The sequence below is a fragment of the Paenibacillus sp. FSL F4-0087 genome, assembly GCF_038020215.1.
GTDB lineage: Bacteria > Bacillota > Bacilli > Paenibacillales > Paenibacillaceae > Paenibacillus > Paenibacillus taichungensis.
Genome location: NZ_JBBODJ010000001.1, coordinates 3,633,670 through 3,655,537, shown reverse-complemented (window position 1 = coordinate 3,655,537; position 21,868 = coordinate 3,633,670). Strand labels below are relative to the sequence as shown.

Annotated in this window: 37 protein-coding genes; 1 reads left to right on the top strand and 36 read right to left on the bottom strand. The window is 45.4% G+C overall.

The features are described from left to right. Positions 1 to 76 precede the first annotated feature (76 nt). Positions 77 to 838, top strand: coding sequence for a spore germination lipoprotein GerD (gene gerD, locus MHB84_RS16785; protein WP_076292177.1), 762 nt, complete (start codon positions 77 to 79; stop codon positions 836 to 838). A gap of 95 nt (positions 839 to 933) precedes the next feature. On the opposite strand, the gene MHB84_RS16780 is transcribed toward gerD, so the two are convergent. The 36 genes from MHB84_RS16780 to rplD form a co-directional block, all read right to left on the bottom strand. Continuing rightward, complete coding sequence (locus tag MHB84_RS16780; RefSeq protein WP_076292176.1) at positions 934 to 2,034, bottom strand: Mrp/NBP35 family ATP-binding protein; 1,101 nt, start codon at positions 2,032 to 2,034, stop codon at positions 934 to 936. Between the two features lie 79 nt (positions 2,035 to 2,113). Continuing rightward, positions 2,114 to 2,869, bottom strand: coding sequence for an N-acetylmuramoyl-L-alanine amidase CwlD (gene cwlD / locus MHB84_RS16775; protein WP_076292175.1), 756 nt, complete (start codon positions 2,867 to 2,869; stop codon positions 2,114 to 2,116). Between the two features lie 68 nt (positions 2,870 to 2,937). Continuing rightward, the gene (gene sat / locus MHB84_RS16770) at positions 2,938 to 4,107 is read right to left on the bottom strand and encodes a sulfate adenylyltransferase (protein WP_076292174.1); all 1,170 of its coding nucleotides are present in this window, start codon (positions 4,105 to 4,107) and stop codon (positions 2,938 to 2,940) included. Positions 4,108 to 4,192: 85 nt separating this feature from the next. Next, positions 4,193 to 4,885 carry a phosphoadenylyl-sulfate reductase gene (locus tag MHB84_RS16765; RefSeq protein ID WP_076292173.1) on the bottom strand — a complete coding sequence of 231 codons (693 nt, stop codon included), beginning with the start codon at positions 4,883 to 4,885 and terminating at the stop codon, positions 4,193 to 4,195. Between the two features lie 671 nt (positions 4,886 to 5,556). Next, positions 5,557 to 5,949: a 30S ribosomal protein S9 gene (gene rpsI, locus MHB84_RS16760; RefSeq protein WP_024633563.1), complete on the bottom strand. Its 393-nt coding sequence runs from the start codon at positions 5,947 to 5,949 to the stop codon at positions 5,557 to 5,559. Positions 5,950 to 5,968: 19 nt separating this feature from the next. Then, positions 5,969 to 6,406 carry a 50S ribosomal protein L13 gene (gene rplM, locus MHB84_RS16755; RefSeq protein WP_024633564.1) on the bottom strand — a complete coding sequence of 146 codons (438 nt, stop codon included), beginning with the start codon at positions 6,404 to 6,406 and terminating at the stop codon, positions 5,969 to 5,971. Positions 6,407 to 6,611: 205 nt separating this feature from the next. Then, positions 6,612 to 7,385: a tRNA pseudouridine(38-40) synthase TruA gene (gene truA / locus MHB84_RS16750; protein WP_076292172.1), complete on the bottom strand. Its 774-nt coding sequence runs from the start codon at positions 7,383 to 7,385 to the stop codon at positions 6,612 to 6,614. Positions 7,386 to 7,544: 159 nt separating this feature from the next. After that, positions 7,545 to 7,910 carry a 50S ribosomal protein L17 gene (gene rplQ / locus MHB84_RS16745; protein ID WP_017692102.1) on the bottom strand — a complete coding sequence of 122 codons (366 nt, stop codon included), beginning with the start codon at positions 7,908 to 7,910 and terminating at the stop codon, positions 7,545 to 7,547. A 34-nt stretch (positions 7,911 to 7,944) separates the two neighbouring features. Beyond that, complete coding sequence (locus MHB84_RS16740; protein ID WP_017692101.1) at positions 7,945 to 8,889, bottom strand: DNA-directed RNA polymerase subunit alpha; 945 nt, start codon at positions 8,887 to 8,889, stop codon at positions 7,945 to 7,947. Between the two features lie 136 nt (positions 8,890 to 9,025). Continuing rightward, positions 9,026 to 9,421, bottom strand: coding sequence for a 30S ribosomal protein S11 (gene rpsK, locus MHB84_RS16735; RefSeq protein WP_017692100.1), 396 nt, complete (start codon positions 9,419 to 9,421; stop codon positions 9,026 to 9,028). Between the two features lie 19 nt (positions 9,422 to 9,440). Beyond that, positions 9,441 to 9,809 (bottom strand): 30S ribosomal protein S13, encoded by a 369-nt coding sequence (gene rpsM / locus MHB84_RS16730; RefSeq protein WP_062329455.1) that lies wholly within the window; start codon positions 9,807 to 9,809, stop codon positions 9,441 to 9,443. A 20-nt stretch (positions 9,810 to 9,829) separates the two neighbouring features. Continuing rightward, positions 9,830 to 9,943 (bottom strand): 50S ribosomal protein L36, encoded by a 114-nt coding sequence (gene rpmJ, locus MHB84_RS16725; RefSeq protein ID WP_003333770.1) that lies wholly within the window; start codon positions 9,941 to 9,943, stop codon positions 9,830 to 9,832. A 152-nt stretch (positions 9,944 to 10,095) separates the two neighbouring features. After that, positions 10,096 to 10,311 (bottom strand): translation initiation factor IF-1, encoded by a 216-nt coding sequence (gene infA / locus MHB84_RS16720; protein WP_017692098.1) that lies wholly within the window; start codon positions 10,309 to 10,311, stop codon positions 10,096 to 10,098. Between the two features lie 3 nt (positions 10,312 to 10,314). Further along, complete coding sequence (locus MHB84_RS16715; protein WP_076292171.1) at positions 10,315 to 10,623, bottom strand: KOW domain-containing RNA-binding protein; 309 nt, start codon at positions 10,621 to 10,623, stop codon at positions 10,315 to 10,317. 10 nt (positions 10,624 to 10,633) lie between these two features. Continuing rightward, positions 10,634 to 11,386, bottom strand: coding sequence for a type I methionyl aminopeptidase (gene map / locus MHB84_RS16710; RefSeq protein ID WP_024633569.1), 753 nt, complete (start codon positions 11,384 to 11,386; stop codon positions 10,634 to 10,636). Between the two features lie 4 nt (positions 11,387 to 11,390). Next, positions 11,391 to 12,035 carry an adenylate kinase gene (locus tag MHB84_RS16705; protein ID WP_024633570.1) on the bottom strand — a complete coding sequence of 215 codons (645 nt, stop codon included), beginning with the start codon at positions 12,033 to 12,035 and terminating at the stop codon, positions 11,391 to 11,393. 90 nt (positions 12,036 to 12,125) lie between these two features. Next, the gene (gene secY, locus MHB84_RS16700; RefSeq protein ID WP_062329461.1) at positions 12,126 to 13,424 is read right to left on the bottom strand and encodes a preprotein translocase subunit SecY; all 1,299 of its coding nucleotides are present in this window, start codon (positions 13,422 to 13,424) and stop codon (positions 12,126 to 12,128) included. Continuing rightward, on the bottom strand, positions 13,424 to 13,864 hold the full coding sequence (rplO, locus tag MHB84_RS16695) for a 50S ribosomal protein L15 (protein ID WP_062836188.1): 441 nt from the start codon (positions 13,862 to 13,864) through the stop codon (positions 13,424 to 13,426). The genes secY and rplO overlap by 1 nt, the downstream gene beginning before the upstream one ends. Positions 13,865 to 13,907: 43 nt before the next feature. After that, complete coding sequence (gene rpmD / locus MHB84_RS16690; RefSeq protein ID WP_017692092.1) at positions 13,908 to 14,093, bottom strand: 50S ribosomal protein L30; 186 nt, start codon at positions 14,091 to 14,093, stop codon at positions 13,908 to 13,910. Positions 14,094 to 14,105: 12 nt separating this feature from the next. Beyond that, a complete protein-coding gene (rpsE, locus tag MHB84_RS16685; RefSeq protein ID WP_017692091.1) occupies positions 14,106 to 14,603 on the bottom strand; it encodes a 30S ribosomal protein S5 in 498 nt (165 codons plus the stop codon). A gap of 27 nt (positions 14,604 to 14,630) precedes the next feature. Beyond that, entirely contained in the window at positions 14,631 to 14,999 is a 369-nt protein-coding gene (gene rplR, locus MHB84_RS16680; protein WP_062329465.1) for a 50S ribosomal protein L18, read from the bottom strand. A gap of 117 nt (positions 15,000 to 15,116) precedes the next feature. Next, on the bottom strand, positions 15,117 to 15,659 hold the full coding sequence (gene rplF, locus MHB84_RS16675; RefSeq protein WP_024633576.1) for a 50S ribosomal protein L6: 543 nt from the start codon (positions 15,657 to 15,659) through the stop codon (positions 15,117 to 15,119). A gap of 30 nt (positions 15,660 to 15,689) precedes the next feature. Continuing rightward, positions 15,690 to 16,088, bottom strand: a complete 399-nt coding sequence (rpsH, locus tag MHB84_RS16670; RefSeq protein WP_017692088.1) for a 30S ribosomal protein S8 — start codon at positions 16,086 to 16,088, stop codon at positions 15,690 to 15,692. A gap of 32 nt (positions 16,089 to 16,120) precedes the next feature. Next, positions 16,121 to 16,306 carry a type Z 30S ribosomal protein S14 gene (locus MHB84_RS16665; RefSeq protein WP_013312154.1) on the bottom strand — a complete coding sequence of 62 codons (186 nt, stop codon included), beginning with the start codon at positions 16,304 to 16,306 and terminating at the stop codon, positions 16,121 to 16,123. 73 nt (positions 16,307 to 16,379) lie between these two features. Continuing rightward, positions 16,380 to 16,922: a 50S ribosomal protein L5 gene (gene rplE, locus MHB84_RS16660; protein ID WP_062329467.1), complete on the bottom strand. Its 543-nt coding sequence runs from the start codon at positions 16,920 to 16,922 to the stop codon at positions 16,380 to 16,382. A 32-nt stretch (positions 16,923 to 16,954) separates the two neighbouring features. Beyond that, positions 16,955 to 17,308 carry a 50S ribosomal protein L24 gene (gene rplX / locus MHB84_RS16655; RefSeq protein WP_024633578.1) on the bottom strand — a complete coding sequence of 118 codons (354 nt, stop codon included), beginning with the start codon at positions 17,306 to 17,308 and terminating at the stop codon, positions 16,955 to 16,957. Positions 17,309 to 17,347: 39 nt separating this feature from the next. Further along, positions 17,348 to 17,716 (bottom strand): 50S ribosomal protein L14, encoded by a 369-nt coding sequence (rplN, locus tag MHB84_RS16650; RefSeq protein WP_024633579.1) that lies wholly within the window; start codon positions 17,714 to 17,716, stop codon positions 17,348 to 17,350. 35 nt (positions 17,717 to 17,751) lie between these two features. After that, a complete protein-coding gene (rpsQ, locus tag MHB84_RS16645; RefSeq protein ID WP_024633580.1) occupies positions 17,752 to 18,018 on the bottom strand; it encodes a 30S ribosomal protein S17 in 267 nt (88 codons plus the stop codon). 48 nt (positions 18,019 to 18,066) lie between these two features. Beyond that, on the bottom strand, positions 18,067 to 18,264 hold the full coding sequence (gene rpmC / locus MHB84_RS16640) for a 50S ribosomal protein L29 (RefSeq protein WP_017692083.1): 198 nt from the start codon (positions 18,262 to 18,264) through the stop codon (positions 18,067 to 18,069). Continuing rightward, positions 18,254 to 18,688, bottom strand: a complete 435-nt coding sequence (rplP, locus tag MHB84_RS16635) for a 50S ribosomal protein L16 (RefSeq protein ID WP_076292170.1) — start codon at positions 18,686 to 18,688, stop codon at positions 18,254 to 18,256. The genes rpmC and rplP overlap by 11 nt, the downstream gene beginning before the upstream one ends. Before the next feature lie 2 nt (positions 18,689 to 18,690). Then, the gene (rpsC, locus tag MHB84_RS16630; RefSeq protein ID WP_024633582.1) at positions 18,691 to 19,356 is read right to left on the bottom strand and encodes a 30S ribosomal protein S3; all 666 of its coding nucleotides are present in this window, start codon (positions 19,354 to 19,356) and stop codon (positions 18,691 to 18,693) included. 15 nt (positions 19,357 to 19,371) lie between these two features. Then, complete coding sequence (gene rplV / locus MHB84_RS16625; RefSeq protein ID WP_024633583.1) at positions 19,372 to 19,704, bottom strand: 50S ribosomal protein L22; 333 nt, start codon at positions 19,702 to 19,704, stop codon at positions 19,372 to 19,374. A gap of 35 nt (positions 19,705 to 19,739) precedes the next feature. After that, positions 19,740 to 20,018 (bottom strand): 30S ribosomal protein S19, encoded by a 279-nt coding sequence (gene rpsS / locus MHB84_RS16620; RefSeq protein WP_024633584.1) that lies wholly within the window; start codon positions 20,016 to 20,018, stop codon positions 19,740 to 19,742. Between the two features lie 71 nt (positions 20,019 to 20,089). Further along, a complete protein-coding gene (gene rplB / locus MHB84_RS16615) occupies positions 20,090 to 20,920 on the bottom strand; it encodes a 50S ribosomal protein L2 (protein WP_076292169.1) in 831 nt (276 codons plus the stop codon). A gap of 31 nt (positions 20,921 to 20,951) precedes the next feature. Continuing rightward, positions 20,952 to 21,242 carry a 50S ribosomal protein L23 gene (gene rplW / locus MHB84_RS16610; RefSeq protein WP_024633586.1) on the bottom strand — a complete coding sequence of 97 codons (291 nt, stop codon included), beginning with the start codon at positions 21,240 to 21,242 and terminating at the stop codon, positions 20,952 to 20,954. Beyond that, the gene (gene rplD, locus MHB84_RS16605) at positions 21,242 to 21,865 is read right to left on the bottom strand and encodes a 50S ribosomal protein L4 (RefSeq protein WP_062329471.1); all 624 of its coding nucleotides are present in this window, start codon (positions 21,863 to 21,865) and stop codon (positions 21,242 to 21,244) included. Before rplD ends, rplW begins: the two co-directional genes overlap by 1 nt. Positions 21,866 to 21,868: the final 3 nt, after the last annotated feature.

Below are 21,868 nucleotides of genomic sequence, written 5' to 3'. Positions count from 1 at the left end.
CCATCATCATTCAACATATTTAGCGGTTTCCCATCACATACTACATCCAGTATCTAATCAAGGAGGGGTTGTGCACATGAAACGGCCTTTGTGGCAGTTATGCTGTGTCGTACTTGGACTATCCGTCATGCTCGCCGGCTGTGGCTCAGATCAGAATTATTCGCCTCCTCAGGGCGGTTATAAAGAGATGAAAACGATGGTCGTGGATATTCTCAAAAGTGACGAAGGCAAAAAGGCGGTCGAGGAAGCACTCACTGGACAAAGTTCTTCTGGTGGTGGGGAAGGCGGCGCTTCTGGCCAAAGTGGAGCTTCTGGCGGTGGATCTGGGACAGTGGGTATGAAAATGTTAATGCCTATGCAATCTTCAGAACAAATACGTATAGCTGTAAAAGATACCATCACGGCTCCTGAATACCAGAAGGAATTCGAGAAAATTATGACGGATCCACAATTTGCAGGTGAATTCGCCAAAGTAATTAACTCTCAAAGCAAGCAACTGCATATGCAGTTAATCAAAGATCCAACGTATCAAAAATCCATTGGGGATGTCATGAAATCTCCTGAAGTATCCAAGATGTTCATGGATATGACCAAAACGCCAGAATATCGTAAACAAACGATGACCGTTATGCAGGAAGTCATGCAAAATCCTTTATTTCGGATGGAAGTACTGACTTTGCTTAAAAAGGTAGTCCAAGATGAGTTGCAACCCAAAACAGAACAAGGCGGCAAACAGGACGGCCAAAGCAAAGATGACAATGGGGATGGCGGAAGTGGCAGCGGAGACGGCAGTAGTGATGGTAACAGTGGTGGAGACGGAAGTAATGGAGGATCGTAAGTCGATAATACTTTAAAGTTAAAAGATATCGAGTGTTGAAAAAAGCCCGCATCCATGGATGTGGGCCTTTTTATATATTTTACATCATAAGAAAACTAAAACTTGGCATCAACAGACTGGGCAACCTCGTCGTAAATCGCCCCGATGCTTGTATCTGCTTTATACACGGATGGGGAAAAATCCGGCTCCGAAATATGATTATCCGGCGCTCCCAGTGGAATCTGCGCAAGCAGTTCTGTATGAAGACTCTCGGCAAGAGTCCCCCCACCACCTCGGCCAAATACATAATCTTTCTCTCCGCATTTGCTGCATTCATAATAAGCCATGTTCTCTACGACACCAAGCAGCTCATGTTCCGTCTGAATGGCCATGGCACCTGCACGTGCAGCTACAAAGGCAGCGGTTGCATGCGGTGTTGTAACGATGATTTCTTTGCTGTGAGGCAGCATCTGATGTACGTCTAGTGCGACGTCCCCCGTACCCGGAGGCAGATCAAGCAGCATATAATCCAACTCTCCCCAGTTTACATCGGTAAAAAATTGGCGCAACATCCGGCCCAACATAGGTCCACGCCAGATCACCGGGTTATTCTCCCGAATAAAGAATCCCATCGACATCACTTTTACGCCGAAACGCTCAACCGGTTGGATAACCCCGTCCTCAACGACTGGATATTCCTCAATGCCCATCATATCAGGTACACTGAAGCCATATATATCTGCATCAATCAAGCCAACCTTCTTGCCTTGACGTGCCAGAGCCGCAGCCAAATTAACGGTTACCGTCGATTTGCCGACGCCGCCTTTACCACTAGCAACAGCAATAAAACGCACGCCGGATTCAGGACTTAACAACTCATGTCCGTCCAGCCCTGCTGCATGGCCTTTGACAAGCACTTCGTCCTGGTCTTCCTCATGATCCGCTTGTCCTATGTTCAGGCTCTCACGCTCATGCTCTGACGCTGCACGCAGACGAATATGTACATCATTCACTCCGTGTTGGGACAACAGGTTGCGAGCGGCATCGCTTAGAGCAGTTGTATCCTCTGTGCGGTTCTCCAGCGTCACCATAGTAAGAGCAACATGATTTTCTTTAACCATGACATCACGGACCCACTGCAGTTCAGTCAAACTTACGCCCAATTGCGGTTCCTGCAACGGCTGCAATAGTTCAAGTATCTGTTCTTTTGATAACATCAGACAGCACCTCAGCTTTATCTATTGGCATGTAATTAGGTATGCTGGTCCAATTATATCATTACCTTTCTCATTGTGACTAACTTTTAGGACGTTCTCCTGACGAATAACGGAGAATCCCGTTATAGATGGATGCAGCAACTTTGCGCTGATAGGTCTCATCAGCAAGCAGACGAGCCTCTTCCGGGTGAGAAAGGAAACCGACCTCCACCAATGCCGAGGGAATTTTTAACGCCTGGAGCAAATAAACGGTATTTACCGTTTTCGCGATTCGATCTGTATTTTCCAGATTACGAATCATTTCTTGCTGAAGCAGATTGGCTAATCCTTCATTATCGGGATGATTGGGTGTATAAAAAACTTGAGCGCCACTCCAGCGGTTCGAAGGTACACTGTTCATATGAATGCTGATAAAGAGGTCTGCCTGTTTATCCTCGATTCTTCTTACTCTTTGTTTCAGGTCTTCCGTCTTGCGTTTGGAGTAACCCTTAGTATCTGTAGTAGCCAGATCGGTGTCGATTTCACGGGTCATCACAACCAAGGCTCCTGCTTGCTGCAGATAATCTCGTACGTACAACGCAATGGATAAATTGATATCTTTCTCAATGACTCCCTGCTTACTCACTGCTCCCCCATCTGGCCCACCATGTCCTGCATCAATGGCTATGACTTTTCCCGCTAATGGCAGCCCCCAGTAACCGGACATTTTGGAGGAGGGCAACTCATACGTCACCACCGCCACAAACATCGCAAGCAAACAAAGGCTTAACATGACCCTCTTCATGGTGCGTAACCTAATCCAGATCACAAAGTGCTTCCCCATATTTTTACGCATAAAAAAACCACCTCGTCCCTATAAATGACTCTAATCATCTATATGGGACAAGATGGACAAATATACCGTTAGGAGCGGACTTGCTCTGCCATTCCTTCTATCAGCACCTCAGCTACCTCTGGGCGCGTAAATTCAGGTGGAGGGCATTGGCCATCTCTTAACAAGCCACGTACTTTCGTGCCAGACAGAGCCATGTGGTGTTCTTTATCATGCGGGCAAGTTTTGCTGGATGCCATGTTGCCACATTTGGTACAGAAAAAACTATGTTCAAAGAACAAAGGAGTGATACCGAGTTCTTCCGGTGTGAAGTTATTAAAGATCTCCTGCGCTTCATACGTTCCGTAGTAGTCACCCACACCTGCATGGTCGCGGCCTACAATAAAGTGAGTACAACCATAATTTTTACGTACCATCGCGTGGAAAATGGCCTCTCTTGGACCAGCATACCGCATTGCCGCCGGAAATACGCCTAGAAACGCACGATCAGCCGGATAATAGTTCTCCAGCAAAACGAGATAACTCTTCATTCTTACATCTGCAGGCACGTCATCAGACTTCGTTTCGCCTACAAGCGGGTTTAAGAACAAGGCGTCCACAATCTCCATTGCACTCTTCTGAATGTACTCATGGGCACGATGGACCGGATTACGCGTCTGGAAACCAACAACCGTCTTCCAGCCCTTATCCTGGAACGTTTTCCGTGTCTCAGCAGGATCATAATAGAACTGTTCGAACTTGGCCGGTTTGGGGCGATTCAGCACTTGAATCGGACCTCCTACATACGTTGCAGGTCGTTCCAGCAGTTTTTTCACACCCGGGTGCTCTGGATCATCCGTCTTGAAGACACGACGTGCTTCTTCACCCTGATCTACTTTGTATAAGCTCTTCACTTCAAGCAATCCATAAGTTACTCCGTCATTATCGCCAATAAGTGCCACAGTCTCACCGATCTGGAGCGATGCAGCCTGCTGTTCATCTACAGCTAAGGTAATGGGGATACTCCAGACTGTTCCGTCAGCAAGACGCATACGAGATATAACCGAAAGATAGTCTTCTTCATTCATAAAACCTTGAAGCGGTGAGAATGCACCCACACCAATGAGATCCAAATCCGAAATTGTCCAGCTGTTTATACGTAAAGAGGGCAGTTTCTCACTCTCTCGTAATAATTGTTCCCGTTCTTCTCCTTGTACGACACGCTGTATCAGCGTACCTCCATGAGGCAGAATCGAAGTCATCTTGTCAGCTCCCTGTTTCACCATTTTTTATATCATCAAGAATGAATCCAGTGCATTATAAAATCCATCACTTATTCTGAATAAATTATTTATGAAGACCACATTCCGTTTTATCGTTCCCAGACCAGCGTCCCGCACGTGGATCTTCTCCAGGCATAACTTGACGTGTGCAATACTCACAACCGATACTCGGATAATTTTGATCATGCAGCGGATTGTACACGACATTATTGGCACGAATATAATCCCATACATCCTCTGTAGTCCAGTGGGCAATCGGGTTAAACTTCATAAGCCCAAACTTAGCATCATATTCGACCTTCTTGGAATTTGCACGCGTCGGTGCTTGATCTCTCCGAATACCGGTAATCCAGGCATCATACTGAGATAGAATACGTGTCAGCGGCTCAACCTTCCGAATATTACAGCATGCATTAGGATCCGACTTCCACAATTGTTCCCCATGTTGAGCTGCCTGTTCCTCAGGTGTAATTTTCGGAGCAACACGTACAAAATCTAGATTGTATTTCTCCTTCATTTTGTCGCGAGTTTCGTAAGTCTCCTTAAAATGAAAATCAGTATCTAAATAAAATATATCCGTGGATGGGCTGATCTTCTGAAGCATATCTACAAGTACAACATCCTCTGCACCGAAGCTGCATGCAAAAGTGATATTTGGAAAAGTCTCAATAGCATAACGAATAATATCCTCTGGACTTGCGTTTTCCAATTCTTCAGCCTTCGTCCGTGCAAGTTCTTCTTTCTCCAACAAGTTCATGTCTGCATTTCCCCCATTCTGCATTTCAACAATCACTAAAGCCGACTAATCTAATATGAATTATGTATAGTATAAATCTTTCATGAGGGATGTCAATGCCTGCCATATGGTAAAATACATCCGTTTTGGCCCATTTTTTTGTTGTTCATTTCGAATATAATTTGGTATTCATTATGCATTTAATAGGATTGTGGATAAAATAATCCAAGTGTAGCAACATCCATTTCCACCTTATCCTTATCTCCTCATCATTGAAATCCTTTGCCCCAACTGGGTTTATGGTGTTCATTTCATAAAACGAAGTATAGAAAAACTCTATAGATTCAAACGAATATAGAAGAACGAGAAGGATTTAATAATGAGATAAATGCGGGATTTCTATTCTTCAATAGTAAGTGACCTTTATCAAAACCATAAGAAAAACTGATGAAAATTGAGAATGAAAAATGAATGATTACAACCATTATAAAGTTCTAAAACTGCAAATTTGATTAATGGTTATAGGTAGGTCGCATTTACTGGAGTATTCGATGGAGGAAAAAACTTTAACCGTTACAGAGGAACCTGAAGCTACTTTGGTGCATCTTCTGAGGTAAAGAACATTTAATATATCTATTGGTCTGTAGAATACAAAAAAGCCTTTGACCGAGGCCAAAGGCTTGTAATGCATATTAACGTTTGGAGAACTGAGGTGCGCGACGTGCGGCTTTGAGACCGTATTTTTTACGCTCTTTCATCCGTGGGTCACGAGTCAGGAATCCTGCTTTTTTCAGGGAAGCACGGTATTCCGGATCTGCTTTCAACAGAGCGCGGGAGATACCATGACGGATTGCGCCGGCTTGACCGGAGATTCCGCCACCATGAGCGATAACAAGAACATCATAGTTGCTGAGTGTTTCTGTCAGGTTCAGTGGTTGTTTTACGATCAGTTTGAGTGTTTCCAAACCGAAGTATTCATTAATATCACGTTTATTGATGACAATGCGTCCTTCACCCGGTACAAGGCGAACACGAGCTACCGAATGTTTACGACGACCTGTCCCATAGTATTGTACTTGTGCCATGAAACTGTCCTCCTTTTAATTAACCGCGAAGTTCATAAACTTCTGGTTTTTGTGCTGCATGTGGATGCTCAGTGCCTCTGTACGCTTTAAGTCTCAACTTCATTTTCTCGCCCATGCGAGTTTTTGGAAGCATACCGCGAACAGCCAATTCCAACATACGTTCCGGTTTGTTTTTAACCATCTCTTCAGCAGTAGTTACTTTCAAACCACCTGGGTGCATCGAGTGACGGTAGTATTTTTTACCTTGCATTTTTTTACCAGTCAATACAATTTTCTCTGCATTGATGATAACAACGAAATCGCCAGTGTCCACATGTGGAGTGAATTGTGGCTTATGTTTGCCGCGGATCAAAGCAGCTGCTTCGCTCGCCAAACGTCCGAGCGTTTTGCCTTCGGCATCAATGATGTGCCATTGGCGCTCAACTTCGTTAGGCTTCGCCATGTACGTGGTACGCATGAAAAGTTCCTCCTTAAAATGTTCAACATCATTATATTCATTTATCTTCATTCATTAAGTGATAACTTTAGGTGTTGATGGATAGTTCTTTCGTTGTGACCCTCTTAATTGGGGCTGTGGGAAAGCCATTAAGAAAACACAACTTTTATATTACATGATAGGAGCTTAAATCGCAAGTGTTAATTAAGCATTTCACTTTGCAAATTTAATCTTTTTTGTATTCAAGGTCCCAGAGCATTAAACCGCAGCTAACCGCAGTAGGTCCTGCAGCAGAACGATTACAAGCAGCAATCATATTCGGTACATCAGAGGCTTTCCGTTTGCCCTCTCCGACCTCCAGCAGTGTACCTACAATAATACGAACCATATGCTGCAAAAAGCCGTTACCACTCACATAGATGTGAATGACACCCTGATCGCGCGGATGGTCCCTACACATTGAACGGTCCACTTCTATCCATGCTTCGTATACCGAACGTACATGATTTTCTTTCTGAGACTTGCGTGAAGCAAAGGAGGTGAAATCATACGTACCAATAAAATGACGCAACCCCTCCTGCATTGCCGCAATGTCCAGCTTGGCATGGTGATGATACTGCAGCCTCCGGTTAAATACATCCGGGAATTGATTCGCATTGACGGTATACCGGTACGTTTTCTTTTTCGCAGCATAGCGAGAATGAAAATCGTTTGGTACTTCAACCGCATCAATAACGATAATATCGGATGGTAATCTGGAGTTGAGCGCCATACACCATCGTTCAATCGGGATCTGGGATTCCGTAGGGAAATTGAAGATCTGTCTGCGTGCGTGAACGCCTGCATCCGTTCTGCCTGAACCCGTGATTTTAACCTTCTCACCAGTTAAAGCACGAATGGCATCTTCAAGATGATCCTGAATGGTATTCCCTCCTGGCTGAACCTGAAAGCCGTAATAGGCAGTGCCATCATAAGTTAACGTCATACACAAGTTGCGCATCAATACCACACCTTTGTTCCATACTATACATGTGCCTATCCCGAACAGCAAAAGAAGCCCCTTTCGGAGCTTCTATTACAGCACGAAATCCGAAATGAAGAGAAAAAAAGGGTTAAACCAGAATCAACGATTCTGTCCCCTTTCCTCATCTCATCTGTTCTACGCGCGGTCAACCAGTTCCAAGTAAACCATAGGCGCAGCGTCACCACGACGAGGTCCCAGTTTCAGGATACGAGTGTATCCACCTGGACGCTCAGCGTAACGACCGGACAATTCGCTAAACAGTTTTTGGATTGCATCTTGCTCACCATCGATTGTTTCGCGGCGAACATAAGCTGCCACTTGGCGACGGGCATGAAGATCTCCCTTTTTCGCTTTAGTGATCAGTTTTTCAGCAATAGAGCGAACCTCTTTTGCTTTCGCTTCAGTTGTCTGAATGCGTTCGTATAAGAACAGGTCGGTTACCAGGTCACGGAACAAAGCTTTACGTGCGCTGGAATTACGGCCCAACTTTTGGTATGCCATTGTTTTCCCTCCTTCACTTCAAGCACTCGGCTGTCTATTCTTCTGTACGGAGTCCCAAACCAAGTTCCTCAAGCTTCTCTTGAACTTCTTCCAAAGACTTACGTCCGAGGTTACGGACTTTCATCATGTCTTCTTCTGTTTTCGTAGTCAGCTCTTGTACGGTATTAATACCAGCACGTTTGAGGCAGTTATAGGAACGAACAGAGAGATCCAGCTCTTCGATCGTCATTTCGAGTACTTTTTCTTTTTTGTCTTCTTCTTTTTCGACCATAATCTCTGCATCTTTCGCTTCGTCTGTAAGACCCACGAAGAGCATCAGATGCTCGGTCAAAATTTTAGCGCCAAGGCTTACAGCCTCTTCAGGACGAATACTTCCGTCAGTCCAAACTTCCAACGTGAGCTTGTCATAGTTGGTTACTTGGCCAACACGCGTATTTTCCACAGCGTAGTTAACGCGGCTGATCGGGGTGAAGATGGAATCGACTGGGATGACGCCGATCGGCTGGTCATCGCGTTTATTCCGATCTGCCTGGACGTAGCCGCGACCGCGATTGGCAAAAATACGCATGTGAAGTCTCGAACCTGGTCCGAGCGTAGCAATGTGCAAATCCGGGTTAAGGATTTCCACATCAGAGTCAGCACGGATATCTCCAGCCGTAATTGCTCCTTCGCCTTCAGCATCAATCTCGAGCACTTTCTCCTCATCAGAATGAATTTTAAGCGACAAAGCTTTCAGGTTAAGAATGACCTCCGTAACATCTTCCATTACGCCAGGAACTGTAGCAAATTCATGCAGAACGCCATCGATTTGAACCGAAGACACTGCCGCACCCGGCAGTGACGAGAGCAAGATTCGGCGAAGCGAGTTTCCAAGCGTCGTACCGTATCCGCGCTCAAGCGGTTCTACTACGAATTTCCCATAGGTGCCATCATCGTTGACGTCTACCGTCTCAATTTTCGGCTTTTCGATTTCAATCACTGCAATACCCCTCCTTCAAAACGTCGGTCCTCTATGAAACATTTACCTTCTCTTGCGAAAACATGTAGTAGTATGCCTAAACAACCATTATTAGCAGATTGTGCCGGAAATATACCACACGCAGGGGCAAATCTCATTAGACACGACGACGTTTTGGAGGACGGCATCCGTTATGCGGGACTGGAGTTACGTCTTTGATCAGGTTAACTTCAAGACCTGCAGCTTGCAAAGAGCGGATCGCTGCTTCACGGCCTGCGCCTGGTCCTTTAACCATAACCTCAACGGCTTTCATCCCATGTTCCATTGCAGCTTTGGCAGCAGTCTCAGCAGCCATTTGTGCAGCAAACGGAGTCGATTTACGGGAACCTCTGAATCCGAGGCCGCCGGAGCTTGCCCACGAAATTGCATTTCCGTGAGGATCCGTAATAGTAACGATAGTGTTATTGAAAGTGGAACGGATATGCGCCACGCCAGATTCAATATTCTTACGGTCACGACGTTTAGTACGTACGACTTTTTTCGGTTTAGCCATTTTCTCTTATCCCCCCTTATTATTTCTTCTTGTTCGCTACAGTACGACGAGGACCTTTACGAGTACGAGCATTCGTTTTCGTACGTTGTCCACGAACAGGCAGACCACGACGATGACGAACTCCACGGTAACAACCGATCTCTGTCAAACGCTTAATATTCAAAGAGATTTCACGACGCAGGTCACCTTCTACTTTGACCTCTTTGTCGATACTTTCACGCAATTTGCTGACTTCATCTTCCGTCAAATCACGAACACGAGTGTCCGGATTGATGCCTGTTGTGCTCAGAATTTTCTGGGAAGTCGTTTTACCGATTCCGAAAATATAAGTCAAGGCGATCTCAACGCGCTTATCACGTGGCAAATCCACACCAGCTATACGTGCCATTTTACGCTACACCCCCTTCTTTAACCTTGTTTTTGTTTGTGTTTCGGATTTTCACAGATAACCATAACATTCCCTTTGCGGCGAATGACTTTGCATTTTTCGCAAATCGGCTTGACCGAAGGTCTTACCTTCATGTGAATTACCTCCTCAAAGTTTTGCTTAGCAAAACTCTCTTCGTAAGCATTGACCTTGTTCTACTATTGTAAAACCGGCTTCGAAGCTTTCGCAAGTTTTGCCGGGCAAAACCCGCTTCATAAGCTTCACAGTTCATTGCAACTGTCTACTACTATTTACGGTAAGTTATACGACCTTTTGTCAAATCATAAGGCGATAACTGAACAACCACTTTGTCTCCAGTCAGGATACGGATAAAGTGCATCCGCAACTTGCCGGAAACGTGAGCGAGAATTTGATGACCGTTCTCAAGCTCAACCTTGAACGTTGCATTCGGTAGCGGTTCGAGAACCGTACCTTCCACTTCAATGACATCTTCCTTGGCCATTAGTCAGTCTCCTTTCTCTTCAGCTTGAATGTTGGTGGATTCCAGAAACGAATGAACCGCGAAGCGGAGCTTTCCGTTTGTCACCCGACCACTCTCGTTTAAACTGTTTACGACCTCGCTGCTAATCATCGGCTGGAGTTCAAGATGAAGAATATTCTTCTTCTTGGGTTGATCAAACTTACGTTTGTCTCCATCCGCAATATATACGAACCTGCTGTCCGCTATAGCAACAATTACTGCGGCTTGGTCCGCATTGCGGCCTTTACGGATCTTCACAAGTTGACCGAGCTGCGGATTAGACTGATTGTTCATGCCTTATCACCTACGCATTCAGTTTTGTGAAAATTTCCATGCCTTCTGGTGTAACTGCTACGGTGTGTTCAAAGTGGGCGCATAACGATCCATCAACAGTGACGACAGTCCAGTTATCTTCCAACGTTTTCACATACCGTCTGCCTGCGTTAACCATCGGCTCTATGGCCAGCACCATGCCCGCTTTAAGCCGTGGTCCCCGATCAGGAAGACCATAGTTCGGAATCTGTGGTTCCTCGTGCAGATCCGCTCCTATGCCGTGACCGACATATTCACGTACTACTGAGAACCCTTCATCTTCAATATATTTCTGAATCGCATGAGATATTGTAAACAAGCGAACGTCCGGTTTAACCAGCGCCAGACCTGCGTATAACGAAGCCTCGGTAACGTCCAGAAGACGACGGGCTTCTTCGGAAATACGGCCGACTGGATAAGTCCAGGCGGAGTCTCCGTGATAACCCTGGTACTGCGCGCCAATGTCAAACGTAACGATATCGCCCTCGTTCAACTTTCGTTTGCCGGGAAATCCATGCACCAACTCTTCATTCACTGAAGCGCACACACTGGCAGGGAAACCGTTATAACCTTTGAAAGACGGCACAGCTCCTTGACTGCGGATGTATTGATCGGCCATATGGTCAAGTTCTCCAGTCGTAATACCGGGAGCGATATGCTCTGCCAAGAGACGATGCGTTTCCGCAACAATTCTCCCCGCTTCCCTCATCAAGCCCAGTTCCGTTTCGGACTTACCAATGATCATTCAATTAACCTCGCAGCAGGGACACAATTTCATGAGAAACTTGATCGATATCCTGCTCTCCGTCCATTTGACGAAGAAGGCCTTTGTTCTCATAAAATGTGAGGAGTGGTGCTGTTTTGTTGATATATTCGTCGAGACGTGTGCCTACGCTCTCTTCATTATCATCAGAGCGCTGGTACAAGTCACCGCCGCATTTATCACAAATACCTTCCTGCTTGGGCGGATTGAACACGACATGATAGGTGGCGCCACAGTTCTTACAAATACGACGACCCGTCAAACGGGCGAGCAATTTGTTGCGGTCCACTTTCAGGTTGATTACATGATCGAGACCTGAGTTCAGTCGATCCAGAATACCATCGAGCGCTTCTGCTTGAGACAGGGTTCTTGGAAAACCATCCAAGAGGAAACCTTCTCTGCAATCAGGCTGCTGCAAACGTTCTTCAACGATGCCGATAGTTACATCATCTGGTACGAGCAATCCTTGATCCATATATTCCTTGGCTTTCAGGCCAATGGGAGTTCCCTGCTTAATCGCAAGACGAAATGCATCGCCTGTTGAAATGTGGGGAATACCGAACTCTTTCACAATGACGTCTGCTTGCGTTCCTTTTCCTGCCCCCGGAGGGCCCATGAATAGGATGTTCACGTTATGTCACTCCCTCCAAGACTACCCTACATCAACAAACAGCACAATAGGTGCCGGCAAGTAAATCTTAGCTTGACCGGTACCTATTGCCTATTTATTGATAAAACCTTTGTAGTGGCGTTTGATCAATTGGCTTTCGATTTGCTTCATCGTATCCAGCGCAACACCGATAACGATCAGGAGAGATGTTCCTCCAATTTGCGCAGATTGAGGCAAACCAGAAAGTGCCCCCAAGATTACAGGCAGAACGGAAATTACTGCCAAGAAGATGGCACCTGCCGTTGTCAAACGAGTCATGACACGGGTCAGATATTTCTCGGTTGCTTTACCCGGACGAATGCCTGGGATGTAACCGCCGTTCTTTTTCATATTGTCAGCCATCTGCTGTGGATTCATCTGTACAAAAGTATAGAAGAATGTGAATCCGAAAATCATCACTACATACAGTAACATACCCAAAGGTTTATGTGTAGTGAGGTTGGCTCCGATCCACTGTGCCCATGCACGATCAGCCCAGAAGTTTGCGATGATCGATGGGAACATCAACAGAGATGAAGCAAAGATGACAGGGATAACACCTGCTGCATTAATCTTCAGCGGGATATGTGTGTTCTGTCCACCGTACATTTTGTTACCTACGACGCGTTTAGCGTACTGTACCGGAATTTTCCGAATCGCCTGCTGGATGTAAATGACACCTATGATAATCAGTACAATAACAATTGCAACGATTACCCCTTTAAGAATGTTCATGAACAATTGGTCAGCTTGGATGAAGTCGGACTCGATCGTTTGTTTGATAATGTTAGGCACCGTTGATAAGATACCCGCAAAGATCAAAATCGAAATCCCGTTTCCTATGCCCTTCTCGGTGATCTGCTCACCAAGCCACATTAGGAATGAAGTACCGGCCGTAAGTACAATGGCGATCAAGATATAATCTGCAAATGTTGCATTAGGCACCATTTCTGTATTGTACAAGCGGTTGAATCCGATCGACGTACCAAACGCTTGAATCAATGCCAGACCTACCGTTAAATAACGGGTCAGTTGTGCAGATTTTTTCTTACCTTGTTCACCCTGCTTAGCCCACTCCGCTAATTTAGGAATAACGTCCATGGAAAGCAACTGTACTATGATAGACGCAGTGATGTAAGGCACGATCCCGAGCGCAAATATCGAGAACTGAAAGAGCGCTCCGCCCGAGAACGTATTGAGAAGTCCAAAAACTTCTTTACCCGCAGAATTTGTCGCTTCGAACACATCTTTGTTAACTCCCGGTACGGGGACAAAGGAGCCGATGCGGTAAATGATCAGTACAAAAAGGGTAAATAATACCCTTTTGCGCAGATCTTCAACCCGCCAGATATTCTTTAGGGTCTTGAACATTAAATCACCTCAGTTGTACCGCCGGCAGCTTCAATTTTCTCAATAGCAGATTGAGAAAACTTGTTAGCTTTAACAGTCAGCTTCACAGTGACATCACCGTTACCCAGGATTTTGATTCCGGATTTAGCGTTTTTAACTACGCCGTTCGTCATCAAGAATTCTGGAGTTACTTCAGTACCCGCAGCAAAACTGTTCAGGTCTTCAGTATTCACAACTGCATATTCTTTGCGAGTTGGGTTTACAAAACCACGTTTTGGCAAGCGACGATACAATGGATTTTGTCCACCTTCGAAGCCTGGACGTACTCCACCGCCAGAACGAGCGTTTTGTCCTTTGTGACCGCGACCTGATGTTTTACCTGTACCACTACTTGGACCGCGACCAAGACGTTTACGTTCTTTGCGGGATCCAGGAGATGGTGAAAGCTCATGTAACTTCATCGTTCGTTGCACCTCCTTAAAGATTTGTGGGATTAACCCTTTTTTAAGCTTCTACTTCTTTAACAGCGACCAAGTGGCTTACTTTGTTAATCATACCACGAATGGCAGGATTGTCGTTTTGAACCACTTTACTGTTGATTTTGCGCAAGCCCAATGTTTTCACAGTTGTTCTTTGCGTCTCCGGACGTCCGATCAAGCTGCGGACGAGGGTAATTTCTAATTTAGCCATGAGATTCCCTCCTTAACCCAGAAGCTCTTCGACGGATTTGCCGCGCAGTTTTGCCACGTCTTCAGCACGCTTCAAACGGGACAAACCTTCCAAAGTCGCATTGACCATGTTCATGGAATTCGAAGAACCCAGAGATTTTGTCAAAATGTCACCCACACCAGCAAGTTCGAGAACCGCACGTACAGGACCACCAGCGATAACACCAGTACCTTCAGATGCTGGTTTCAACAGCACGCGTCCTGCGCCGAACTTACCTGTTACCAAGTGAGGAATCGAAGTTCCTACGAGTGGAACGTGTACAAGGTTTTTCTTAGCGTCTTCAATACCTTTGCGAATTGCATCAGGTACTTCGCCCGCTTTACCGATACCAGCTCCAACCCAGCCGTTGCCGTCGCCGACTACAACCAGTGCGCTAAAGCTGAAACGGCGTCCGCCTTTTACTACTTTAGCTACGCGATTAATATTTACAACTCTTTCAGTCAGTTCCAAAGTATTCGGATCTACACGCAAGTCGTTAACCTCCTTTTGAAAAATATCTTAAAACTCAAGTCCTGCTTCACGAGCCGCTGCAGCCAATGCTGCGATACGACCATGGTACAGATAACCGCTACGGTCAAATACGATGTTAGAAACGCCTTTGTCTTTTGCACGTTTAGCAACGAGTTCGCCAACTTTACGAGCAGATTCAACAGATGCGCCGTTTTTGATGTCGCCGCTCAATTCTTTGTCTACAGTAGACGCGGAAGCGATCGTAACACCAGCTACGTCATCGATGATTTGAGCATACATATGTTTACCAGAACGGAATACGTTCAAACGAGGACGTGCTGCCGTTCCTTGGATTTTCTTACGAACACGCAGGTGTCTTTTCAGACGAGCCTTGTTTTTATCTTGTTTCGTAATCATCTCAGGGATTCACTCCTTTCAGGTTACCTCGCTGGCTTCAAACCGGAAGCCACGGGGTATATTAGAAACACAAGAAGCAAGCAAGCCGAAAACCGCGCAAAGGCGGTAAGAAAAATCTTATTTCTTCTTACCGGCTTTACCTTCCTTACGGATGATACGCTCGCCTTCATATTTAATACCTTTACCTTTGTACGGCTCAGGTTCACGAACGGAACGGATTTTAGCAGCGTAAGCACCTACACGCTCTTTATCGATTCCGCGAACGATGATTTTCGTATTCGAAGGAACTTCGAATTCGATTCCCGCTTCCGGTGTAATTTCAACCGGGTGAGAGTAGCCAACGTTCAGAACGATTTTATCTCCGGATTTGCTTGCACGATATCCGACCCCAACCAGCTCCAGAGATTTTGCGAATCCTTCAGTAACACCACTCACCATGTTGTTTACAACGCTACGCGTTGTGCCGTGCAAAGAACGGTGAGTTTTGTTATCGGAAGGACGCACAACTGTAATTTCGTTGTTTTCAACTGTAACCTTCATGTCTTTATGAAGTTCACGAGTCAAAGATCCTTTTGGTCCTTTTACCGTAATAACGGTGTTGTCCAGTGTGATGTCCACACCACTTGGTACTGTAATTGGTTTGCGACCAATACGAGACATATGTTGCACCTCCTATCTTGTGACGTTATATTACCAAACGTAGCAGACGACTTCTCCGCCGGATTTTGATTGACGAGCTTCTTTGTCCGTCATGATACCTTTGGATGTCGAGATAATAGCGATACCCAGACCACCAAGTACACGAGGTACTTCGTTGCTTTTCGTGTAAACACGAAGACCAGGTTTACTGATTCTTTTCAGACCAGTAATAACACGCTCGTTATTTTGACCGTATTTCAGGAAAACACGGATAATCCCTTGTTTGTTATCATCGATAACTTCAGCGTCACGGATAAAACCTTCACGCTTCAAGATGTCGGCGATTTGTTTTTTCATTGTCGAAGCAGGCATTTCTACCGTTTCGTGACGAACTGTGTTCGCGTTACGAATACGAGTAAGCATATCTGCAATTGGATCAGACATAGTCATTGTGAGTTAACCTCCTTCCCGTTCAGGACTTTTTACCAGCTTGCTTTTTTCACGCCAGGGATCTGGCCTTTATAAGCTAATTCACGGAAGCAAATTCTGCAAATTTTGAACTTCTGCAGTACCGAATGTGGACGTCCGCAACGCTCACAGCGTGTATAAGCACGTACTTTAAACTTTGGTGTACGTTGTTGTTTAACTTTCATCGAAGTTTTTGCCACTTAGCCTGACACCTCCTAAATAATTTCGGAGAAAAGGGAGTCTTTCCAGACACCCGGAAACGTTATAGCAACATTATTTTACGAAAGGCATTCCGAGTTGCGTGAGCAATTCACGGGATTCTTCGTCTGTTTTCGCCGTTGTTACGATGACAATATCCATACCGCGGACTTTGTCTACTTTATCATACTCGATCTCTGGGAAGATCAATTGTTCTTTCAGACCCAGTGTGTAGTTACCACGTCCGTCGAAAGCTTTGCTCGATACACCGCGGAAGTCGCGGACACGAGGAAGCGTAACGTTGAACAGTTTATCGAGGAAGAAGTACATACGCTCGCCGCGCAATGTTACTTTCACACCGATAGGCATGTTCTCACGCAGTTTGAAACCTGCGATAGATTTTTTAGCACGAGTAATTACAGGTTTTTGACCTGCGATCAGTTGCAAATCGTTTACTGCGGAATCCAACACTTTGGAGTTTTGAACTGCGTCGCCCACACCCATGTTGATAACGATTTTCTCGATTTTCGGCACTTGCATTACCGTTGTATAGTTAAACTTCTGCATCAAAGCAGGAGCAATTTCGTTCAGGTAACGTTCTTTCATTCTTGCTGCCATGAATCATAGACCTCCTTTCTCATTCGGTTCAATTAGTCGATAATTTCTCCGGAACGTTTTGCAACGCGCACTTTCTTTCCGTTATCCAACACTTTGTAACCTACACGGGTTACTTTTCCGCTCTTCGGATCGATGTGCATTACGTTGGAAACGTGAATCGGAGCTTCCTTCTCGATAATGCCGCCTTGCGGATTTTGCTGGTTAGGCTTCTGGTGTTTTTTAATCATGTTAACACCTTCCACAAGGACGCGGTTCTCACGAGGATAAGCAGCGATGACACGGCCTTTTTTACCTTTGTCTTTACCGCTGATCACCATAACTGTATCTTCTTTTTTAACATGAAGTTTATTGTTATGGGATTCCAGAACTTTTTTCACTCTTGGCATTTCGTACACCTCCTGTTTCTAACATCACGAGATTAAGCTTTAGATAACTTCTGGGGCCAAGGAAACGATTTTCATGAAGTCTTTCTCGCGGAGTTCACGAGCAACAGGTCCGAAAATACGTGTTCCACGTGGGCTTCTGTCGTCTTTTACAACAACCGCTGCATTTTCATCAAAACCGATGTAGGAACCGTCTTTACGACGTACAGAACGTTTAGTACGAACGACAACCGCTCTAACTACATCACCTTTTTTGACAACGCCGCCTGGTGTTGCTTGTTTTACCGAACAAACGATCAGATCACCGATTTGAGCTGTACGACGTCCCGTACCGCCGAGTACGCGGATACACATCAGTTCCTTCGCACCGGAGTTGTCGGCCACAGTCAAACGTGTAAATGGTTGAATCATTTAGTATTCCTCCTTTCAGCTATGCTGCTGATGCATTAGATGATAATCGCTTTTTCTACGACTTCAGTAAGTCTCCAGCGTTTATCTTTCGAAAGCGGACGAGTCTCCATGATTTTCACCGTGTCACCGATTTTCGCAGTGTTTTCTTCGTCATGCGCTTTGAATTTTTTAGTAACCTTGATACGTTTATGGTACAAGTCGTGTTTTTTGTAAGTTTCTACAGCAACAACGATCGTTTTATCCATTTTATCACTGACTACTTTACCTGTTTGCACTTTACGTGCGTTACGTTCTTCGCTCATTGTTGGCCTCCTTCCTGATTACGGACGGATTAGACATCCGATCCCTAATTAACCGATTCCCAATTCTCTTTCACGGATAATGGTTTTAGCACGAGCTATTTCTTTCCGCACATCACGGATTCGAGTCGGGTTATCCAGCTGACCGGTAGCGAGTTGAAAGCGGAGGTTAAAGAGTTCTTCTTTAAATCCGGCAATCTTTTGCTCGATTTCAGCAGAGGTTAGGTTGCGAAATTCACTAGCTTTCATTTGCTTCACCACCCAATTCTTCACGTTTCACAAACTTCGTTTTGATTGGCAGTTTGTGAGCGGCAAGACGCATTGCTTCGCGTGCAATATCCTCCGGTACACCAGCAAGTTCAAACATGATCTTACCTGGTTTCACAACTGCAACCCATTTTTCTACGTTACCTTTACCGCTACCCATCCGAACCTCGAGAGGCTTTTGAGTGATTGGTTTGTCTGGGAAGATTTTGATCCAAACTTTACCACCACGTTTGATGTAACGAGTCATCGCAATACGAGCCGCTTCGATTTGACGGTTCGTAATCCAAGCCGGTTCCGTAGCTTGCAGACCGTATTCGCCGAAGTTCAGCGTAGTTCCGCCTTTAGCTTGGCCCTTCATATGTCCACGTTGTTGCTTACGGTGTTTTACACGTTTTGGTACCAACATGATTAGTTGCCTCCTTCCTTAGCAGCTTGTTTCTTAGCCGTAGGAAGAACCTCTCCACGATAGATCCATACTTTTACGCCGATACGGCCGTAAGTTGTATGAGCCTCTGCTGTACCGTAGTCGATGTCGGCACGAAGCGTGTGCAGTGGAACAGTTCCTTCGCTGTAGCCTTCCGAACGAGCAATCTCAGCACCGCCAAGACGTCCGCCCACTTGAGTTTTAATACCTTTTGCACCAGAGCGCATAGTTCTTTGAATAGCTTGTTTCAGAGCACGACGGAAAGAAACGCGACGTTCCAATTGTTGTGCAATGCTTTCAGCTACCAGGATTGCGTCCAGGTCTTGGTTCTTAATTTCAGAGATGTTGATGTGTACTTTTTTACCGCCTGCGATTTTCGTAATTTGATTACGCAGATTTTCAACTTCAGAACCACCCTTACCGATAACCATACCTGGTTTCGCAGTGTGAATCGTTACGTTTACGCGGTTAGCCGCTCTCTCGATTTCAACACGAGACATAGCGGAGTCTTTCAATTTATTTTTCAGGAATTCACGAATTTTCACGTCTTCCATCAAAAGATCGCCGAAGTCTTTACCTGCATACCACTTAGATTCCCAGTCACGGATAATTCCGACACGGAGTCCGACTGGATTTACCTTTTGGCCCACACATTTCCCCTCCTTCTACTTTTCAGATACCACCAAAGTGATGTGGCTAGTACGTTTGTTAATACGACTTGCACGTCCCATTGCACGAGGGCGGAAACGTTTCATTGTCGGTCCTTGGTTCACGTAAGCTTGCGAAATGACCAAGTTATTAACATCCAAAGAATAGTTATGTTCCGCATTTGCAATCGCGGAGTTAAGCAACTTCTCAACAATCGGAGAAGCGGATTTCGGAGTGTGACGGAGAATGGCAACCGCCTCACCAACTTGCTTGCCGCGAATCAAGTCAACAACGAGTTGAACTTTACGAGGAGCAATCCGGATAAACTTAGCATGTGCTTTTGCTTCCATTGTGTAACCTCCTCTCAAACATTAAAGATGTTCATTTATCTTCTTGTTTTCTTATCATCATCAGTATGGCCTTTGTACGTACGGGTTGGAGCGAACTCACCCAGTTTGTGTCCGACCATGTCCTCAGTTACGTATACTGGTACGTGTTTACGACCGTCATATACGCCAAATGTGTGTCCGATGAATTGCGGGAAAATTGTAGAACGACGGGACCAGGTTTTAATAACAAGCTTTTTACCGGATGCTTCCATCTCTTCTACCTTTTTCAGCATGTAGCCATCAATGAATGGCCCTTTTTTCAAACTGCGACCCATGTGGAGATCCTCCCTTCAAACGTAGCTATTATGCATCCGCAGATGCCTCACGAAGTTATGCACAGTGTGTATTACTTCGTGCGGCGGCGAATGATGTATTTATCAGAAGCTTTATTTTTCTTACGCGTTTTGTAACCAAGAGTAGGTTTACCCCATGGTGACATTGGCGATTTACGTCCGATTGGAGCACGACCTTCACCACCACCGTGTGGGTGATCGTTAGGGTTCATTACTACACCACGAACTTCAGGACGTTGTCCCAACCAACGGCTACGACCGGCTTTACCGATTTTGATGAGCTCGTGGTCTTGGTTACCAACAGATCCGATTGTTGCGCGGCAAACTTTCAGAATACGACGAACTTCTCCGGAAGAGAGACGAACGGATACGTATTTTTCTTCTTTACCAAGCAATTGAGCTTCTGTACCAGCAGCACGAACCAATTGTCCGCCTTTACCTGGTTTCAACTCGATGTTGTGGATAACGGTACCTACTGGAATGTTTTCAAGTGGCAGTGCGTTACCGATTTTGATGTCTGCGTCAGGACCGGAGAATACTTGATCGCCAACTTTCAGACCTTTAGGAGCGATGATGTAACGTTTCTCACCATCAGCGTAGTGAATCAAAGCGATGTTGGATGTACGGTTCGGGTCATACTCAATCGTAGCAACGCGGCCCGGTATTCCATCTTTAGTACGTTTGAAGTCAATGATACGGTATTTACGTTTGTGTCCACCACCGTGGTGACGAACTGTAATTTTACCTTGGTTGTTGCGGCCTGCTTGTTTGCTCAACGGGGCCAACAACGATTTCTCCGGCTTATCTGTGGTGATTTCCTCAAATGTAGAAACGGACATGTTCCGTCTTGCCGGGGATGTTGGTTTATACTTTTTGATTGGCACTAGGTTTCCCTCCTTACTTCAAAAATTTCAATTATACAGTTTCAAAGAACTCAAGCGTTTTGCTGTCTTGTGTCAGCGTTACAAACGCTTTTTTCCATTCGCTTGTATATCCGGAATAACGTCCGTACCGTTTAGGCTTAGCTGGAACACGCAGAGTGTTCACGTTTTTCACTTTTACGTTGAAAATAGCTTCTACGGCTTTTTTGATCTCGGTTTTGTTTGCACGGATATCGACTTCAAATACATATTTCAAGTCATTCATCATGTCAGCAGTACGTTCCGTAATAATCGGACGTTTTACAATATCACGAGGATCCTTCATTACGCGAGCACCTCCTCTACCTTCTGAACTGCTTCTTTCGTAATGATCAATTTGTCGTGCGAAAGCACGTCAAGAACATTAATGCCGTCAGCAGCTACGAATTTCACGCCAGGAATATTCCGTGCGGAAAGAGCCACATTATCATCATAGCTAGGAGCTACGATCAAAGCTTTGCGTCCAACTTTCAAGTTGTTCAAGATGGCAGCAAATTCTTTTGTTTTAGGTGTGCTCAGCGTGAGAGCATCCAGAACGATAATGTCATTGTCGATCACTTTGGATGAAAGAGCTGATTTAATCGCCAAACGGCGAACTTTCTTAGGCAGTTTGTATGCATAGCTCCGTGGTGTCGGACCAAATACGATACCGCCGCCTTTCCATTGTGGAGAACGAATCGAACCTTGACGAGCGCGACCTGTACCTTTTTGTTTCCAAGGTTTACGTCCACCGCCACGTACTTCAGAACGTCCTTTTACTTTGTGGGTACCTTGACGAAGGGAAGCGCGTTGCATAAGAACTGCATCGTATAGAACGTGTTGGTTCGGCTCAATTCCGAAAACCGCATCGTTCAATTCAACTTCGCCTACTTGGCTACCATCTACATTGTAAACTGATACTTTTGGCATTTT

Bases quoted from the DNA above. Each gene is read 5' to 3' on its own strand.
- gerD (WP_076292177.1), top strand. From the start codon at position 77: ATGAAACGGCCTTTGTGGCAGTTATGCTGTGTCGTACTTGGACTATCC.
- MHB84_RS16780 (WP_076292176.1), bottom strand. From the start codon at position 2,034: ATGTTATCAAAAGAACAGATACTTGAACTATTGCAGCCGTTGCAGGAA.
- cwlD (WP_076292175.1), bottom strand. From the start codon at position 2,869: ATGCGTAAAAATATGGGGAAGCACTTTGTGATCTGGATTAGGTTACGC.
- sat (WP_076292174.1), bottom strand. From the start codon at position 4,107: ATGACTTCGATTCTGCCTCATGGAGGTACGCTGATACAGCGTGTCGTA.
- MHB84_RS16765 (WP_076292173.1), bottom strand. From the start codon at position 4,885: ATGAACTTGTTGGAGAAAGAAGAACTTGCACGGACGAAGGCTGAAGAA.
- rpsI (WP_024633563.1), bottom strand. From the start codon at position 5,949: ATGGCACAAGTACAATACTATGGGACAGGTCGTCGTAAACATTCGGTA.
- rplM (WP_024633564.1), bottom strand. From the start codon at position 6,406: ATGCGTACCACGTACATGGCGAAGCCTAACGAAGTTGAGCGCCAATGG.
- truA (WP_076292172.1), bottom strand. From the start codon at position 7,385: ATGCGCAACTTGTGTATGACGTTAACTTATGATGGCACTGCCTATTAC.
- rplQ (WP_017692102.1), bottom strand. From the start codon at position 7,910: ATGGCATACCAAAAGTTGGGCCGTAATTCCAGCGCACGTAAAGCTTTG.
- rpsK (WP_017692100.1), bottom strand. From the start codon at position 9,421: ATGGCTAAACCGAAAAAAGTCGTACGTACTAAACGTCGTGACCGTAAG.
- rpsM (WP_062329455.1), bottom strand. From the start codon at position 9,809: ATGGCACGTATAGCTGGTGTGGATTTGCCACGTGATAAGCGCGTTGAG.
- rpmJ (WP_003333770.1), bottom strand. From the start codon at position 9,943: ATGAAGGTAAGACCTTCGGTCAAGCCGATTTGCGAAAAATGCAAAGTC.
- infA (WP_017692098.1), bottom strand. From the start codon at position 10,311: ATGGCCAAGGAAGATGTCATTGAAGTGGAAGGTACGGTTCTCGAACCG.
- MHB84_RS16715 (WP_076292171.1), bottom strand. From the start codon at position 10,623: ATGAACAATCAGTCTAATCCGCAGCTCGGTCAACTTGTGAAGATCCGT.
- map (WP_024633569.1), bottom strand. From the start codon at position 11,386: ATGATCATTGGTAAGTCCGAAACGGAACTGGGCTTGATGAGGGAAGCG.
- secY (WP_062329461.1), bottom strand. From the start codon at position 13,424: ATGTTCAAGACCCTAAAGAATATCTGGCGGGTTGAAGATCTGCGCAAA.
- rplO (WP_062836188.1), bottom strand. From the start codon at position 13,864: ATGAAGTTACATGAGCTTTCACCATCTCCTGGATCCCGCAAAGAACGT.
- rpmD (WP_017692092.1), bottom strand. From the start codon at position 14,093: ATGGCTAAATTAGAAATTACCCTCGTCCGCAGCTTGATCGGACGTCCG.
- rplR (WP_062329465.1), bottom strand. From the start codon at position 14,999: ATGATTACGAAACAAGATAAAAACAAGGCTCGTCTGAAAAGACACCTG.
- rplF (WP_024633576.1), bottom strand. From the start codon at position 15,659: ATGTCTCGTATTGGTCGCAAACCAATTACAGTACCAAGTGGTGTGGAC.
- rpsH (WP_017692088.1), bottom strand. From the start codon at position 16,088: ATGACTATGTCTGATCCAATTGCAGATATGCTTACTCGTATTCGTAAC.
- rplE (WP_062329467.1), bottom strand. From the start codon at position 16,922: ATGGCAGCAAGAATGAAAGAACGTTACCTGAACGAAATTGCTCCTGCT.
- rplX (WP_024633578.1), bottom strand. From the start codon at position 17,308: ATGCCAAGAGTGAAAAAAGTTCTGGAATCCCATAACAATAAACTTCAT.
- rplN (WP_024633579.1), bottom strand. From the start codon at position 17,716: ATGATTCAACCATTTACACGTTTGACTGTGGCCGACAACTCCGGTGCG.
- rpsQ (WP_024633580.1), bottom strand. From the start codon at position 18,018: ATGAGCGAAGAACGTAACGCACGTAAAGTGCAAACAGGTAAAGTAGTC.
- rpmC (WP_017692083.1), bottom strand. From the start codon at position 18,264: ATGAAAGCTAGTGAATTTCGCAACCTAACCTCTGCTGAAATCGAGCAA.
- rplP (WP_076292170.1), bottom strand. From the start codon at position 18,688: ATGTTGGTACCAAAACGTGTAAAACACCGTAAGCAACAACGTGGACAT.
- rplV (WP_024633583.1), bottom strand. From the start codon at position 19,704: ATGGAAGCAAAAGCACATGCTAAGTTTATCCGGATTGCTCCTCGTAAA.
- rpsS (WP_024633584.1), bottom strand. From the start codon at position 20,018: ATGGGTCGCAGTTTGAAAAAAGGGCCATTCATTGATGGCTACATGCTG.
- rplW (WP_024633586.1), bottom strand. From the start codon at position 21,242: ATGAAGGATCCTCGTGATATTGTAAAACGTCCGATTATTACGGAACGT.
- rplD (WP_062329471.1), bottom strand. From the start codon at position 21,865: ATGCCAAAAGTATCAGTTTACAATGTAGATGGTAGCCAAGTAGGCGAA.